The sequence below is a fragment of the Pseudoalteromonas sp. SR41-8 genome (assembly GCF_014163915.1).
GTDB lineage: Bacteria > Pseudomonadota > Gammaproteobacteria > Enterobacterales > Alteromonadaceae > Pseudoalteromonas > Pseudoalteromonas rhizosphaerae.
Window position 1 is genome coordinate 119,299 of sequence record NZ_JACJEE010000009.1, and the last position, 15,301, is coordinate 134,599.

At 40.6% G+C, this 15,301-nt stretch carries 15 protein-coding genes; 12 read left to right on the top strand and 3 right to left on the bottom strand.

Going from position 1 to position 15,301, the window contains the following annotated elements:
• Window positions 1-112 precede the first annotated feature (112 nt).
• From H5162_RS08320 to H5162_RS08345, 6 genes are all read left to right on the top strand, one after another.
• Window positions 113-322 (top strand): hypothetical protein, encoded by a 210-nt coding sequence (locus H5162_RS08320; protein ID WP_145237750.1) that lies wholly within the window; start codon window positions 113-115, stop codon window positions 320-322.
• 252 nt (window positions 323-574) lie between these two features.
• Window positions 575-2,707 carry a M3 family metallopeptidase gene (locus tag H5162_RS08325; RefSeq protein WP_182778239.1) on the top strand — a complete coding sequence of 711 codons (2,133 nt, stop codon included), beginning with the start codon at window positions 575-577 and terminating at the stop codon, window positions 2,705-2,707.
• Window positions 2,708-2,851: 144 nt separating this feature from the next.
• Window positions 2,852-4,279, top strand: coding sequence for an amidohydrolase family protein (locus tag H5162_RS08330; protein ID WP_182778242.1), 1,428 nt, complete (start codon window positions 2,852-2,854; stop codon window positions 4,277-4,279).
• Between the two features lie 91 nt (window positions 4,280-4,370).
• Window positions 4,371-5,216: a carboxylate/amino acid/amine transporter gene (locus H5162_RS08335; protein ID WP_182759850.1), complete on the top strand. Its 846-nt coding sequence runs from the start codon at window positions 4,371-4,373 to the stop codon at window positions 5,214-5,216.
• A 69-nt stretch (window positions 5,217-5,285) separates the two neighbouring features.
• The gene (locus H5162_RS08340) at window positions 5,286-6,611 is read left to right on the top strand and encodes a glycerophosphodiester phosphodiesterase family protein (protein ID WP_182778244.1); all 1,326 of its coding nucleotides are present in this window, start codon (window positions 5,286-5,288) and stop codon (window positions 6,609-6,611) included.
• Window positions 6,612-6,680: 69 nt separating this feature from the next.
• Entirely contained in the window at window positions 6,681-7,415 is a 735-nt protein-coding gene (locus H5162_RS08345) for a dienelactone hydrolase family protein (protein WP_182778246.1), read from the top strand.
• An 8-nt stretch (window positions 7,416-7,423) separates the two neighbouring features.
• Here the strand turns inward: H5162_RS08345 and H5162_RS08350 are convergent, their stop codons facing one another.
• Window positions 7,424-8,347 (bottom strand): LysR family transcriptional regulator, encoded by a 924-nt coding sequence (locus tag H5162_RS08350; protein WP_149980844.1) that lies wholly within the window; start codon window positions 8,345-8,347, stop codon window positions 7,424-7,426.
• Between the two features lie 144 nt (window positions 8,348-8,491).
• Here H5162_RS08350 and H5162_RS08355 point away from each other — a divergent pair, with 144 nt between their 5' ends.
• From H5162_RS08355 to yghU, 3 genes are all read left to right on the top strand, one after another.
• Window positions 8,492-9,175, top strand: a complete 684-nt coding sequence (locus tag H5162_RS08355) for a type 1 glutamine amidotransferase domain-containing protein (RefSeq protein WP_149980845.1) — start codon at window positions 8,492-8,494, stop codon at window positions 9,173-9,175.
• A gap of 103 nt (window positions 9,176-9,278) precedes the next feature.
• Window positions 9,279-9,875: a rhomboid family intramembrane serine protease gene (locus tag H5162_RS08360; RefSeq protein ID WP_182778248.1), complete on the top strand. Its 597-nt coding sequence runs from the start codon at window positions 9,279-9,281 to the stop codon at window positions 9,873-9,875.
• Window positions 9,876-10,110: 235 nt separating this feature from the next.
• On the top strand, window positions 10,111-10,950 hold the full coding sequence (yghU, locus tag H5162_RS08365) for a glutathione-dependent disulfide-bond oxidoreductase (RefSeq protein WP_145237410.1): 840 nt from the start codon (window positions 10,111-10,113) through the stop codon (window positions 10,948-10,950).
• A gap of 44 nt (window positions 10,951-10,994) precedes the next feature.
• Here the strand turns inward: yghU and H5162_RS08370 are convergent, their stop codons facing one another.
• On the bottom strand, window positions 10,995-11,498 hold the full coding sequence (locus H5162_RS08370; protein ID WP_182731071.1) for a DUF6622 family protein: 504 nt from the start codon (window positions 11,496-11,498) through the stop codon (window positions 10,995-10,997).
• Window positions 11,499-11,859: 361 nt separating this feature from the next.
• Between H5162_RS08370 and H5162_RS08375 the strand changes: the two genes are divergently transcribed.
• Together H5162_RS08375 and H5162_RS08380 are read left to right on the top strand one after the other, a co-directional pair.
• On the top strand, window positions 11,860-12,459 hold the full coding sequence (locus H5162_RS08375; protein ID WP_182731070.1) for an FMN-dependent NADH-azoreductase: 600 nt from the start codon (window positions 11,860-11,862) through the stop codon (window positions 12,457-12,459).
• 219 nt (window positions 12,460-12,678) lie between these two features.
• On the top strand, window positions 12,679-13,107 hold the full coding sequence (locus H5162_RS08380; RefSeq protein ID WP_145237444.1) for an OsmC family protein: 429 nt from the start codon (window positions 12,679-12,681) through the stop codon (window positions 13,105-13,107).
• A 107-nt stretch (window positions 13,108-13,214) separates the two neighbouring features.
• Here H5162_RS08380 and H5162_RS08385 read toward each other — a convergent pair whose 3' ends face one another.
• A complete protein-coding gene (locus H5162_RS08385; RefSeq protein ID WP_145237753.1) occupies window positions 13,215-13,826 on the bottom strand; it encodes a flavin reductase family protein in 612 nt (203 codons plus the stop codon).
• A gap of 94 nt (window positions 13,827-13,920) precedes the next feature.
• On the opposite strand from H5162_RS08385, the gene H5162_RS08390 reads away from it, so the two are divergent.
• Window positions 13,921-15,234 carry a DASH family cryptochrome gene (locus tag H5162_RS08390; protein WP_145237447.1) on the top strand — a complete coding sequence of 438 codons (1,314 nt, stop codon included), beginning with the start codon at window positions 13,921-13,923 and terminating at the stop codon, window positions 15,232-15,234.
• The last annotated feature ends 67 nt before the right edge of the window (window positions 15,235-15,301 follow it).

Genomic DNA, 15,301 nt, shown 5'->3' on the forward strand with positions numbered 1-15,301 from the left:
TTTACGGAGAAGTTAAAGTTCAATATGTTTTTTATGAACAAATCATTAACATTTTCTTACAGGTAATGCTATATAAGTACTGTAAGCTTAAATAAAGCACGAGGAACGAATGATGTCACAACTGACCTTAAATCAAAAATTAGCCACGTTACAACCTTTAGTTGATTTGCAACTGTTTGAATCAAGTATTGAATACCGCAATAAAATTTTGTCTGTGCTTGCAGAGCAAGAACATACTCTTAATTGCATTAATAAAGAGTTTGGTCACCAACAACCGGCTAGTTTTGGTAGCGAAAAAAAGTTTGTTTTAGGTTACAACTAATTTTGCTACTTCGCGCATGCAACATAAACCAAAACTCCCAATTAAGTACCAACCTGTAGTAGCTTTAATACGTCCTACTGTTTAAGGCTACTATTTCTCGATTTGCACTATTTTTACCTAAAAACACGTTTTTTGCGCTTAATCCCCACCTTAAACCGATAAACTTAGTTGTATATACATGAAAATTTGCTAAGTTATGGGTGTTTTATGTCTCGCCTGTTTTTCAAGGCTCACCTATTTTATGGAGTTCTCATGCGTAAGACCCTTATAGCAACTACAATTGCTAGTGCATTATTATTATCTGCTTGTAGTTCGCAAAACGATGCTGATACAAAAGAGCAAACGACTCAAGTACAAACAGTCAATGTAGACAACGTATTGATGAAACCAAGCCCATTACAATATATGGCACCAGAATTTGATAAATTTGGTACCAGTGATTATGAACCGGCATTTGATGCAGGTATTGCCCAGCAAAAAGCGCAAATCACGGCTATCGCAAACAACCCAGCTCCAGCTACATTTAAAAACACCTTAGTTGAATTAGAACTATCGGGCGAATTGCTTGATCGCGTTTCAGCCGCTTTCTATAACTTATCTGGTTTGATCTCTAATGATGAGTATCAACGTATTGCAGCAAAAATGGCCCCAGTGTTATCTGCGCATTCTGATGATATTTATCTTAACAAAGCATTATTTTCACGTGTTGAAACCATTAATGGCAATAAAGCGAAGTTAAATGCCGAAGATCAGCGTTTAGTTGAGTTTTACTACACTAAGTTTGTTAACGCTGGTGCAAAATTAGATGAAGCACAAAAAGCCAAAATGCGTGAAATCAACGCTGAGCTTGCTAAGTTATCAACAGCCTTCTCGCAAAACGTATTAAAATCGTTTAAAGAGGACGTAGTATTAGTAACCGATAAAAGCGAACTTGCTGGCCTTTCTGACGCTGAAATAGCAAGCCTTGCCGCTGCCGCTAAAAAAGCAGGTAAAGAAGGCTACATGATCACGTTAGTGAACACCACGCAACAGCCGATTCTCAGCAGCCTAAAAAACCGTAAGTTACGTGAACGTATTTTTAAAGCATCAGCGACTCGTGCGCAAAATACCAATGGCCCTATCATTATCAAAGAAACCAATTTGCGCGCTCAAAAAGCAGCACTACTTGGCTATAACGATTGGGCTTCATATGTAATGACCACACGTATGGCTAAAACCACTGAAAACGTTTATGGCATATTAGATGACTTGGCACCTAAAGCTGTAAATAAAGCAAAAGCTGAAGCTGCTGAAATTCAAAAAGTAATTGATGCATCAGGCGAAACGTTTGCCGTACAACCATGGGACTGGGCATTCTATTCTGAAAAAGTGCGCCAAGCTAAGTACGACCTAGATCCTGCTTTAGTTAAGCCATACTTTGAAATGCAATCAGTGATCCATAACGGTTTATTTTTTGCGATGGAAAAACTGTACGGCATTACTTTCAAAGAGCGTAAAGATTTACCACTTTATCACGAAGATGTAATGGCGTTTGAAGTGTTCAACGCCGATGGTAGTGCTATTGGTTTATTCTACATGGACCCTTATGCTCGTGAAGGTAAACGTGGTGGTGCTTGGATGAGTGCATATGTTAGCCAAAGTGGCTTAAAGGGCACAAAACCTGTAATTTATAACGCACAAAACATCCCTAAACCTGCAGACGGTCAGCCAACACTGATGACCTTCTCTGAAGTTACGACTATGTTCCATGAATTTGGTCATGCGGCACACGGTTTGTTCTCAGATGTAAAATACCCAAGCCTTGCAGGCACTGCAACAGCTCGTGACTTTGTTGAATTCCCGTCACAAGCGAACGAAGATTGGAACATCGAACCAACTGTACTTGCTAACTACGCGAAGCATTACAAAACAGGTGAACCAATTCCTAAAGAATTACTCGACAAAGTACTTGAGTCACAAAACTTCAATCAAGGTTTTGGCACCACTGAGTATTTAGCTGCAGCATTACTTGATATGGAATGGCATTCATTTGGTGTTGATAAGAAAATAACTGATGTACAAAAATTTGAGCATGATGCGTTAGAGAAACACGGCATTGCTTACTACCCAGTACCACCGCGTTATAAGTCTTGTTACTTTAGCCACACCTTTGCTGGTGGCTATTCAGCAGGTTACTATGCATACCTTTGGACTGAAGTATTTGCAGCTGATGCCTTTGCACATATGACAAAGCAAGGCGGCTTAACTCGTGACAACGGTGATAGCTTCCGCAAAGAGATTTTATCAAAAGGTAACAGCCGCGACTTAATGCAAAGCTATATTGAGTTCCGTGGTCAAAAGCCAACTACCGACGCCCTACTTAAGCGCCGTGGTTTAGTTAAGTAAACCAAAATGATTATAATGGGAGTCCGTAATGGACTCTCATTTTTTATCGCCATTATTCATCCTAACTTTGTTACCTTCTAACTCAAATCAACACCTTACAGAAGATATATATGCTAATCTAAATAAAAAATTTAGAGTTACACAATGCAAAATATACTTTTATTTTCAACTTGCTTACTACTGACTGCATGTGCCACAGAGCCAACTGAGCACGCCGATATAGTGATCGCTAATGCGACGATCATCGACGTAACAACCGGACAACTCAGCGTTGAACAATCCCTTGCTATTCGCGATGGTGTGATCATAAAGCGCGCTAACAACTCACTAAAAAATAACTACATTACTGAGAATTACATTGATGCTAATGATCAATTTTTAATGCCAGGCCTTTGGGATATGCATGTCCATTTTGGCGGCGGTGAAGCGCTTATAGCCGAAAACAAAGCCCTGTTACCACTTTACCTCGCGTATGGCATTACTACATTACGTGATGCTGCTGCTGATTTAAGTGAGTCAGTTTTAAGCTGGCGAGAGCAAATTAATAATAACCAATTAGTTGGCCCGACCATTTATACATCAGGGCCCAAACTCGAAGGTAAAGACTCTATTTGGCCTGGCGACTTAGAAGTTGAAACTGTCGAGGAAATGAATGCTGCTATTGATACGCTTGATGCTATGAATGTGGATTTTGTGAAAATCACCGATAGTGCATTAACACCTGAACTTTATTTAAAAGCAGTTAAAGAAGTGAAAAAGCGTGGCTACCAAATATCTGGTCATATTCCGTTTTCGCTATCAGTTACAGATGTATCAAATGCAGGGTTAGATGCCATTGAGCATATGACCTACTTGTTAAAAGCCGCAGCAATTAATGAACCTGAAATATCAGCAAAAGTGGCTTCAGGTGAACTGAGTTACCGCAGTGCTTTGCCAATTGTTACAGCAAATATTGATAACCAAACAGCTTTAAATAAATACGCCGTGTTAGCTCAAAATAACACGGCCGTAGTACCTACTTTAATTGGTGGTCAAATCACCGCTTATATTGATGAAGATAACCATCAAGATGATGAGTTTTTAAATTATTTAGGTAAAGGTCTTAAAGCCACTTACCAATGGCGTGTAGACAGAGCCAATAAAGATACCCAAGATCAAATCAAACAACGTAAAGAACGCTTTGTTAAAACAGCTCAATTACTACCTTTAGCACAACAGGCTGGCGTATCAATTATTGCTGGGACCGACGCTGGATTTTTAAATTCGTATATTTACCCAGGTTTATCTCTTCATCAAGAGCTGGCTATTTTTAGTGATTATGGCTTAACGCCATTACAAACATTGCAATCAGCAACACTTGCTGGACCACAGTTTTTAGGTAAAACGGCGCAGTTTGGAGAACTTACAGAAGGCAAAACCGCCGATATCATTTTCTTAACTGATAACCCATTAATTGATGTACGTAACACGCAAAAGCTCACTGGGGTTATTTCTCATAGTCGTTATTACAATAAAGCAGCACTTGAACAGCTAAAAGTAGATGCCAAGCAATTCGTTAGTTCACAACAGTAAATTAATCACCGGGCTCAGGTTACTTCACTGAGCCACTCCCTTTAATACTCGTTGTAGTATACACTCGCGCTTTTAGTTTGGAGTAAGCACTATGGGCTACTTATTTGCCGTCACTCTATTATGGGCGTTTTCATTTAGTTTAATTGGCGTATATTTAGCAGGTCAAGTTGATGCTTGGTTTAGTGTATTAATTCGCGTAGCCCTAGCCACACTGCTATTTTTACCGTTTTTAAAACGAACACCTCCCCAACTTGCTTGCAAACTCATGCTGATAGGCGCAGTACAACTCGGTATTATGTATAGCTTTTATTACCACTCATTTTTGTTCTTAAGTGTGCCTGAAGTACTGCTATTTACTGTAATGACCCCGCTTTACATCACGTTATTAAACGATGCGTGCAACAAGTATTTTAACCCACAGTTTTTTATAGTCGCTTTTATTGCCGTGCTGGGTGCAATTACTATTCGCTATGAAAACTTAGACAGTAACTTCTTAGTCGGATTATTACTGGTACAAGGCGCTAATATTAGTTTTGCTGTAGGACAAGTAACCTACAAACGTTTAATGCTAGGTAAGCAGCTTGATGATAAAACTGTATTTGGCTGGTTTTTTATTGGTGCACTGATTGTTGCAAGTAGCTGTTATGTCTTATTTGGTAACTCAAACAAATTACCGAGCACCTCAACACAATGGGGCATATTGATTTATTTAGGAGTTGTGGCATCTGGTGTTGGCTATTTTATGTGGAATAAAGGCGCCACGCTTGTCAATGTGGGCGCACTGGCGGTGATGAACAACTTGCTTATTCCTGCAGGCATTGTTGTTAATGTACTTATTTGGAATAGAGACGCGGACATACTCAGATTAAGTATTGGCGCGGGGGTTATGCTATTTGCCTTAGTGGTAAACCAAATAATGGCTAAAAGAGTAAATTAATTACTCTGTAGTTAAACTGTCACTAATAATTAGTAAGGTAGCGTCCACTCTGATTTTTAAGGACAAATAATGAAGCTCACACCTTTACTGACTAGTTGTTTATTATTAATTACACTAGCTGGCTGCGATGACGATGTAGAAATAGTCGAAAAAGAAGTGGTTGTTACCAACACTGAAGTTGAAATTGTTAAAGTTCCTACCCCGGTTATTGTTGAAGTAGCGCAAGGTACGAATATTCAACTCGGTGCTCGCCCCGACTACTTAATTGACGATATGGCCACCAGCGCACTAAAAACAAAATTAGAATCGTGCAAAGACGGCCCTTTTTATCGTACTGATTTTTCAATTGGTCACCGCGGTGCACCTATGCAATACCCAGAGCACACTAAAGAATCTTACATTGCAGCAGCTCGTATGGGCGCTGGCATTGTCGAGTGCGATGTGACGTTTACAAATGATAAAGAGCTGGTATGCCGCCATTCACAATGCGATTTACATACCACCACTAATATTTTAGCGATCCCAGAACTTGCCGCTAAATGCAGCGTGCCATTTACGCCAGCGGATCCTAACAGTGGTACACCCGCTGCAGCTAAATGTTGCACCAGCGATATTAGCCTGGCGGAATTTTTAACCCTTGAGGGTAAAATGGATGGCGCGAACACCAATGCCACCAATGTTAACGATTATATGAATGGAACACCGAGTTGGCGCACTGATTTATACGCCACCTCAGGTACACTCATGACCCATAAACAAAGTATTGCGCTATTTAAAGAGCTGGGTGTAAAAATGACCCCAGAGCTGAAATCGCCTCAAGTGAGCATGCCTTTTAATGGTATGACTCAAGCGCAATATGCACAAAAAATGCTGGATGAATACACGCAAATGGACGTACCCGCAAACCATGTTTATCCGCAATCATTTAACCTAGCCGACGTAGAATATTGGATTAGCACTAATCCTGAATTTGCAGCGCAAAGTGTGTATTTGGATGGTCGCGACAGCAATGCAGGGTTTGATCCTAATAACGCAGCAACATGGCAGCCAAGCATGGCAGAGCTAGCTACTGATGGCGTTAAAATTATAGCGCCCCCTATTTGGATGCTGCTAACCATAGATAACGACAGTAATATTGTACCCTCACAGTACGCTATAGATGCTAAGGCCGCAGGGCTTAATATTATTGCATGGAGCCTTGAACGCTCTGGCCCTCTAAATGAAGGCGGCGGTTATTATTATCAATCTATTAGTGATGTTATAGATAACGATGGCGACATGTTAACTGTGGTTGATGTTTTAGCACAAGAAGTGGGGGTCATCGGGATATTTTCCGATTGGCCAGCAACCGTAAGTTACTATGCTAGCTGTAATAAAATGCCTGCAAGTATTTAAACTTTAAGGCGTGTTTATTTTATCGCGCTCAGTTACCATATATTTTATATTATTTAACTGAGCGCTTTTATGATCATCCAACACCACCATGCCGACTTGCCTACCCCAACAGGTTTAATGCGCACCACGGTTTACCGCCCCGAAATGTCAGGGCAATTTCCCGCGATTATTTTTTATTCTGAAATATTTCAGCAAACCGCGCCTATTGCTCGCAGCGCTGCACTTTTAGCAAGCCATGGTTTTGTAGTACTTGTGCCAGAAGTGTTTCATGAGCTAAACCCTATCGGGACAGTGCTTGCTTATGATGATGCGGGTAAAGATAAAGGTAATAACGATAAGTGGGCAAAATCACTTGAATCCCACGATAGCGATACCCAAGCGTTGCTCGACTTTGTACAAACACAAGATTATTGCACCGGCTCTATAGGTACTATGGGTGTCTGTATTGGCGGTCACTTAGCTTATAGAGCCGCATTAAACCCACACATAAAAGCCGCATTTTGCTTATATGCCACCGACATTCATAGCGATACACTCCCCGCACAAGCCGGTAATAACTCGTTTGAACGCATGGCTGATATACAAGGTGAGATTCACTTTATTTGGGGAAAGCAAGACCCCCATGTGCCACAACAAGGTCGCGATAAAATTTATCAACAAGCTGTTAATACGGGTATTAATTACCAATGGCAAGAAGTTAACGCCCAACATGCCTTTATGCGTGATGAGGGTGAGCGATACGACGGCGCACTAGCAATCACCATGTACCAGCAAGCCGTTGCATTATTTAACCGTACTTTGTAAGCCATAAATTAGACATTTTTAAGCATACCCAATGCGGTATGCCTTTTTATAAAATAATCTTTTAAATAATCGATAAATAAGCGCAGCTTCTTAGAATCAGCGCCGCCGGGTGGAAATACGCCGTAAAGTTCTATATCTTTACTTTTATAGTCATCGAGTACAATTTCCAATAGCCCAGCTTGAACTTTTGGCCATGCATCGTAAAGTGGAATACGCCCGATACCATGGCCTGCTTCAACAAAAGCAGTTCGCGCCGCAGCGTTATTAGTCCTTAAACCACCTTGCATAGTTAAGTTATGTTTTTTACCATCTTTTTGTAGCGTTAATGTTTTACTGCCGAGCTGATACACCACCCATTGATGTTCGCTTAATTGCGCTGGAGTTTTAGGTTTACCGTAATGGGCAAAATAATCTGGCGAGCCACAAATACAGGTACTCATCGTAGTGAGTTTAGTCGCTTGTAAATTGGAGTCACTAAGCGCCACACCGCGAATCGCAAAATCAAAGCCATTTTTAATAATATCAATCACTTCGTCACTTAACTGTAAATCAATATCGATTTTGGGATACTGACGTTTAAAATCATTGATTGCAGGCACAACCAACTGCATACCGACATTCACCGGGCAGCTAATTTTAAGTAAGCCTTGTGGTTCGCTTTTTATATTTTCTATTTGCTGTTTAGCCGCATTAGCTTGCTCAGTAATAATTCTGCAGCGCTCATAATAAGCAATCCCCGCTTCGGTCAGTGCCATAGTTCGCGTTGAACGATTAAGCAGCGTCACTTCCAGTTGGGTTTCTAATTTTTTTAAGTGATAACTTGCCACTGCACGAGTAAACCCCAATTGTTTGGCGGCCGCCGTTAAACTGCCCTGCTCTACAATTTGTGCAAATACCACCATACTTTTGAGTTGCTCAAACGATACCTTCATAAGATCTCCTATACTGACTTACTTTATTGTATCAATTATTAAACCAATAAAGTTGAATTTATCATCGTTGTTTAAAGTGACCTTAGTGCATATAGTAGTTAGTAAGATAAATTAAAAATTTAAATCATCAGAAGGAATATGGTTATGGCTAAAAAAATACTTATGGTTCTTACCTCTCATGCAGAGCTTGGCAATACCGGTCATAAAACGGGCTTTTGGGTCGAAGAATTTGCGGCTCCTTATTATGCATTTATTGATGCCGGTGCTGAGGTTACACTCGCATCAGTAAAAGGCGGGCAACCACCGATTGATCCAAATAGCGCCGCACCTGATGCCGCAACAGATGCTACAAAACGTTTTGATAACGACAGTGCAGCACAAACATTGATGGCCAATACAAAAGCGCTTGGTGATGTAAATGCCAGCGACTTTGACGCCGTATTTTACCCAGGCGGCCATGGCCCATTATGGGACTTAGTTGATAATACAGACTCAATTTCATTGATTGAAGACTTTATCAAAACAGAAAAGCCTGTTGCAGCTGTTTGCCACGCAAGTGCCGTGTTTTTAAATGCTAAAAATTCAGATGGCAGTGCATTGGTTGCAGGTAAGAAAGTAACTGGCTTTAGCAATAGTGAAGAAGCCGCTGTGCAACTTACTGACATTGTTCCATTGTTGGTAGAAGATGAGCTGATCAAAAAAGGCGGTGATTACCAAAAAACGGATGATTGGGGTGTGCTCGCATTAGTCGATGGCTTATTGATCACCGGTCAAAATCCTGCCAGCTCTGAGCTTGCAGCGCAAAAACTGCTAACCCAATTAGGCTAATTCTTTAATATTGTAACTAAAGCCTTGCTTAACCCAGCAAGGCTTTTCAATTAAGCATCAGGATAGGTATACTCAGTCAAACATATTTAAAATTAAGTGATGTATGGCAAACCCAAAAAGCTCTTTGAGCATTCCTCCTCTAGTCAGTAAACGCTTTACGCTTATTGGTATTATTTTATTGTGTGTTTTACTGCAAATTATTAATAGCTTACCAGGCGTTAACTTAAATGGATTAGGTATTTACCCTCGCAATCTAAGTGGCTTAACGGGTATTTTTTTCGCGCCTTTTTTACATGGCGGCTGGGCACATTTGCTTAGTAACTTAATCCCATTTGCAGTGCTTGGCTGGCTAGTCTGCCAATATAGCGTCAAACGGTTTTGGGCTGTATTTATCTTTACTGCTGTGGTTGGAGGATTACTGGTTTGGCTATTTGGTCGCGCTAATATTCACGTTGGCCTGAGCGGTGTACTTTATGGCTTGTGGGGCTTTTTAATTTGCTACGGCATTATGCATCGGTCATTTAAGGCCATTGCTATTAGTGTCGCGGTGGTATTTTTATATAGTGGTTTAATTTGGGGTGTTTTGCCACAGCGTCCCCATGTGTCATTTGAAAGCCACCTGTTTGGCGCACTCGCTGGTATTCTTATTGGCTATTATTTAGCAAAACAAGATAAGAAAAGCGCAAGTTATAAGCTTTAAAGTTAGCAAGGTTAAAGATAAAATATTAACCGTCATTATCTCGGATTAAATAAATTTGCGCTTTCTCTATTTCGGTTAGCGCTTTATACCCTCGTGGATAAGGCCATCCATGACCTCATCTAAATGATCTTCATATTACCAATGAAAGTTATCTTTGCTTCCCTTGCTCTAAATGATCAACTAGGATGGGTTGTTCGTAACCTTAATTAAAGTAACCAACGTTTAAGGAGTTTTGATGAGTAACAGCGAAAACTATACCCCGCCTAAAGTATGGCTGTGGGACGCGGAAAGTGGCGGTGACTGGGCAAAAATAAATCGACCAATTGCAGGCGCTACGCACCAGCAAGATTTACCCGTTGGTGAGCACCCTCTTCAGCTTTACTCACTGGCAACCCCTAATGGCCAAAAAGTCACCATCATGCTTGAAGAACTATTAGAGCTTGGTATCACTGAAGCCGAATATGATGCGTTTTTAATTAAAATCGGCGATGGCGATCAATTTGGCTCAGGCTTTGTGAGTGTTAACCCTAATTCAAAAATTCCAGCGCTGATGGATCACAGTACGACCCCTATAACGCGGGTGTTTGAATCAGGTGCTATTTTACAATACTTAGCAGAGAAGTTTGATGCGCTAGTGCCAAGCGACCACACCAGTAAAACCGAATGCCGTAACTGGTTATTTTGGCAAATGGGATCAGCACCTTATTTAGGCGGTGGTTTTGGTCATTTCTATGCCTATGCACCACACAAAATGCAATATCCTATTGACCGATTTACGATGGAAGTTAAACGCCAGCTAGATGTATTAAACCGCCATTTAAGTGATCATGATTACATGGCTGGTAGTGACTATTCAATCGCAGATATTGCTATTTGGCCATGGTATGGCTCGCTGGTATTGGGATATTTATACGACGCCGCCGAGTTTTTAGATGTTGAATCATATACCCACGTGATGCGCTGGGCAAAACAGATTGAACGCCGCCCTGCAGTAAAGCGTGGTCGCAGAGTTAACCGGACTTGGGGCCCAGAAGATGAGCAACTAGCCGAGCGCCACAGTAAAAGCGACTTTTAACGAAAACCTAACAGCGCGATTAGTATGACTAACCGCGCTGTTACTTATGCTGGCTGTAAATCTATTTGGTTATTTCGCGCCTGCAGGATCTGTAAGCCGCGAGCTAAGAATATGCCACTTAAAATACCGTAAATCGCGCTGACAATAACCATAAATTCTGTACTTTGCGTAACTGCTAGTTGTATTGCCAACATCACTCCAACACAATATTTAGTAAAGAAAATGGCCATTATTAGTATAAATGGTACTTTGCTACCAGGTATATGAAACACATGCTGCTCACTTATGTAGCGCACTCCCTTTGGCAAACCGAATTGACGAGCGACTCCCCAACCAAGTACTAAACACACAAACCAAACTGCTAATGCAATTACACCAGAAAATGCGGAGTACACCCCAAAAACTGACAGGCCAGCCATTGCGACAGGTAACACACAAACACTGCGTAACGTGACCTCTCTTGCTCGGGTTTGTTTGACACCAAGCACAATCAGGCCGGCAAATAACGCGAACACCCACAGCGGTGTATGTTTAATTATATCAATCACTAAACTTCCTTTTTATTGTTGTTATTGCTTATTGTATTAGTGCCTTGAGCTTAATCTTATTTAAATAATTAATAAAGTTACAATTACATTTTTTTAACCTTTATATACGTAGCAAGCTTAATGGGCCATCTCGATGCTAACTTAGAGAATAGTAAAAGGCGACGACAAACAAATATCGCAGAGTGTAATCGCCATCATTTCAGTCGTAGCAAAACAACAGCGCAATTTGATAACCAAAAACCACTCAGCAGCAAACTAAAACATTCTCTTAAATCGAATGGTTAAGCCATTAAATTGCATTGTTAATTTGTAATATAAAAGGATATGCTCTTATTAGTAATTTACAATTAAAGGAACGGCTATGAAGAACGTATTATTAATCAACTCATCACTCAACGGTGAAAACGGTAATTCACATCAGCTTAGTGAGCAGTTCATTGCTGAGCTTACACAAAAAACTGACATTACAGTGACTCGTCGTGATGTTGCCGAAAACTCATTACCACACCTAACTCAAGCTGAAATGGGCGCATGGATGACAGAGCCTTCACAACGCAGCGATGAGCAAAACAAACTGGCTGCTATTTCTGATGAGTTGGTCACTGAGCTGCAAAATAATAAGCTCATCGTGATGGGCGTCCCTATGTATAACTTTGGTATTCCATCTACATTAAAAGCGTGGATCGATCGTGTTGCTCGCGCTGGCATTACGTTTAAATACACTGAAACAGGCCCAGTTGGGTTAGTTGAAAACACTAAAGTAGTTATTCTTGCTGCTCGTGGCGGTATGTACTTAGGTACTGATATGGATACGCAAACTAAGTATCTAAAAGACTTTTTTGCATTTTTAGGTATCAACGATGTGGACTTTATTTATGCTGAAGGCCTAAATATGCCAGGTGGTGATGACAGCAAAAACGCCGCTAGTAAAGAAATTTCAGATTACGTATCGGCACTTTAATTTTTTGATAAACAAGCGGTCAGTAAGGACCGCTTTTTAGTTAGCCATGCTGATTTCATTTATTACACATTCTTATCGTCAGTGGATCCGTGTAACTCAACATTCAATACTTTTGTAAACTTGGTGCTTATGTTGCAACACTCTCTATAAACCGCCCATTTCGCTATGCAAAGGTGAAATCTTTTCACAGTTAGCGAAATTATTACAAAGGAGATGAGTATGACGATTAAGAAATCTGCACAATCACATTGGTCTGGCGATATTAAATCTGGTAAAGGTCAAATTAGCACCGAAAGCGGCGCTTTAGATAATCAGCCCTATGGTTTTAATACGCGCTTTGAAGATAAAGCGGGCACTAACCCAGAAGAACTAATAGCTGCGGCGCACAGTGCTTGCTTTAGTATGGCGCTATCACTTGCGTTAACTGAAGCAAATTACGTTGCTGATGATATCACCACCAGTGCAGTGGTTAGTTTAGATGAAGTGGATGATGGCTTTGAGGTTAGTCATATAGCCTTAAGTGTAGAGGCAAAAATTGCCGGTATTGCTGAATCAGAATTTAAAAAACTGTGCGAGCAAACCAAACAAGGCTGCCCTATCTCAAAATTAATGAATGCTGAGATATCTCTCACTATGGCACTCAACTAAGCTAAAAAATTAACCGTATATAAGCCAAGTAATTATTACTTGGCTTTTTACTGCACGGTTTTTACTATACGTAAAAGGTATAAACATAAAATAACGTAAAATTTCAGCTAAATCTCTGGCCTAGCCAAGCTAAATAAATCATGCGTTGTCGTAAAGTAATCTCCGCCCATTTTACCAACGGTATTTAAAGCTCTTGGGTCAATATAGCCGTTAACAAGTACACTTTCATCAATATAAATACCAACTACATTTAATAACATCATTTGCCCGCCACCTGCTTGTTCAGAAATAGTGACCACGTCACGTAAGCTACATTCATAACGAACCTTAGCTGCTGCCACCCCCAATGGAGTTACTGATTGACTTGCACATGATGCGATCCCCACAGCCGTAAATTCACTAGTTTGCGAAGAAAAATTACCGCAACTTTGATTCATTTGCTCCACCAGATTATGACTGACCACATTGATAACGCACTCTTTTGTGGCCAGTAAATTGTTTAAGGTATCCTTGTTTTGATTCTCAGCTGGATTTACCTGAGTCACACTCAACACTGGCGGGTTTACACTTGCCACGGTAAAAAATGAATACGGCGCAATATTCGCCACGCCATCACTACTTAACGTGCTTATCCATGCGATAGGCCTTGGCGTGATCCCACCAACCAATTTACTGTATGCCCCTTTTTGCTCGTCAGGATCAGTTAAATCAAAATACATCATCACCTCATTAAATTTAAACTCATTAAACTAAACGCCTTTTCACTTTGTTACGTATTAAAGACAAAGTAAATGAAAAAAACGCTTTATTACTATGACACACTCTTTGTACTGGTTTACTAACGATTTACGACTAAGCGATAACGCACTAATCTCTCTTGCTGCAAAGCAAGATACAGCACTTAGCTTTATATATTGTGTTGACCCTCAATGGTTTAAAAGCAATCACCATGATTGCCAATCAATGGGACAACATCGCTGGCAGTTTTTAGCGCAATCTTTACAACAGTTAAACAATACTCTGAAAGACTATGGGCAACATTTAGTGATCTACCATCAAGCTGCTCATGAGGTGATTGAACATTATTATCACCATCACAACGTGCGTACTCTATATTGCAGTGAACAAATTGGTTACGATGAGCAGCAAACGCTACTCAATGTAGCGAAAAATCATGGTGATCTTGTTATTAAACAAGCTAATACATTTACCTTATATGACAACCAGCAACTTCCTTTTACTATTAATGAACTGCCAGCAACATTTAGCCAATTCAGAAAGCTAATTGAGCAAACAACGCCCACTATAAATACACTTTTAGATCCTCCAGTGTACATAGCCAGACCTTTAATTGCTCCAATGCCTTGGCCAACTACATTGCCTAATGTCAGTAAAGAACGAACGTTATTCGCAGGTGGTGAACAAAGTGCGACTGATCATCTAGCTGATTACTTTTCAAGTGCTAATCCATCTACCTACAAAGAAACTCGCAACGCTTTAGCTGGTATTGAAAACTCAACCAAGTTTTCTCCTTGGCTTGCTAATGGCTGCATTAGTGCTCGGCAAATAGTCAACGCTTTGCGTAATTATGAGCACATTCATGGCGCAAACGACTCAACTTACTGGATTTATTTTGAATTACTGTGGCGTGAATACTTTCAACTATACAGCCTGCGTTATGGCAATAAGTTATTTTCTTTTGCCGGAATTACAAAGCGTAAGCCACTAACCAGTTTTTACCCACAGCGATTTAAGCAATGGTGCACAGGCACAACACCGTATCCCATTGTCAATGCATGTATGAAACAGCTGAATAAAACCGGCTATATGTCAAATCGTGGCCGGCAATTAGTTGCAAGCTGCTTGGTAAACGAGCTCAAGCTAGATTGGCGCTTTGGCGCTGCTTATTTTGAACAACAACTGATTGATTACGACGTGGCATCTAATTGGGGAAATTGGCAATACCTTGCAGGTGTTGGCGCGGATCCTCGCTCGGGTAGGCATTTCAATTTAGTAAAGCAAACCCAAACCTACGATGCTAATAATCAATTTATTAATCACTGGCAAGGTGATGAGGTACACGCCATAGACTCGTTAGATGCCGCAGATTGGCCGTTAAGCAGTTAATAATGCTTAAAGAATAGCGGTGGTGAGAATAAAAGTTGTAGCACACAAAACCGAGCCTTTAAGACTC

Excerpts from the sequence above, each read along its gene's own strand:
- H5162_RS08320 (WP_145237750.1), top strand. The coding sequence starts at position 113 with ATGTCACAACTGACCTTAAATCAAAAATTAGCCACGTTACAACCTTTA.
- H5162_RS08325 (WP_182778239.1), top strand. The coding sequence starts at position 575 with ATGCGTAAGACCCTTATAGCAACTACAATTGCTAGTGCATTATTATTA.
- H5162_RS08330 (WP_182778242.1), top strand. The coding sequence starts at position 2,852 with ATGCAAAATATACTTTTATTTTCAACTTGCTTACTACTGACTGCATGT.
- H5162_RS08335 (WP_182759850.1), top strand. The coding sequence starts at position 4,371 with ATGGGCTACTTATTTGCCGTCACTCTATTATGGGCGTTTTCATTTAGT.
- H5162_RS08340 (WP_182778244.1), top strand. The coding sequence starts at position 5,286 with ATGAAGCTCACACCTTTACTGACTAGTTGTTTATTATTAATTACACTA.
- H5162_RS08345 (WP_182778246.1), top strand. The coding sequence starts at position 6,681 with ATGATCATCCAACACCACCATGCCGACTTGCCTACCCCAACAGGTTTA.
- H5162_RS08350 (WP_149980844.1), bottom strand. The coding sequence starts at position 8,347 with ATGAAGGTATCGTTTGAGCAACTCAAAAGTATGGTGGTATTTGCACAA.
- H5162_RS08355 (WP_149980845.1), top strand. The coding sequence starts at position 8,492 with ATGGCTAAAAAAATACTTATGGTTCTTACCTCTCATGCAGAGCTTGGC.
- H5162_RS08360 (WP_182778248.1), top strand. The coding sequence starts at position 9,279 with ATGGCAAACCCAAAAAGCTCTTTGAGCATTCCTCCTCTAGTCAGTAAA.
- yghU (WP_145237410.1), top strand. The coding sequence starts at position 10,111 with ATGAGTAACAGCGAAAACTATACCCCGCCTAAAGTATGGCTGTGGGAC.
- H5162_RS08375 (WP_182731070.1), top strand. The coding sequence starts at position 11,860 with ATGAAGAACGTATTATTAATCAACTCATCACTCAACGGTGAAAACGGT.
- H5162_RS08380 (WP_145237444.1), top strand. The coding sequence starts at position 12,679 with ATGACGATTAAGAAATCTGCACAATCACATTGGTCTGGCGATATTAAA.
- H5162_RS08385 (WP_145237753.1), bottom strand. The coding sequence starts at position 13,826 with ATGTATTTTGATTTAACTGATCCTGACGAGCAAAAAGGGGCATACAGT.
- H5162_RS08390 (WP_145237447.1), top strand. The coding sequence starts at position 13,921 with ATGACACACTCTTTGTACTGGTTTACTAACGATTTACGACTAAGCGAT.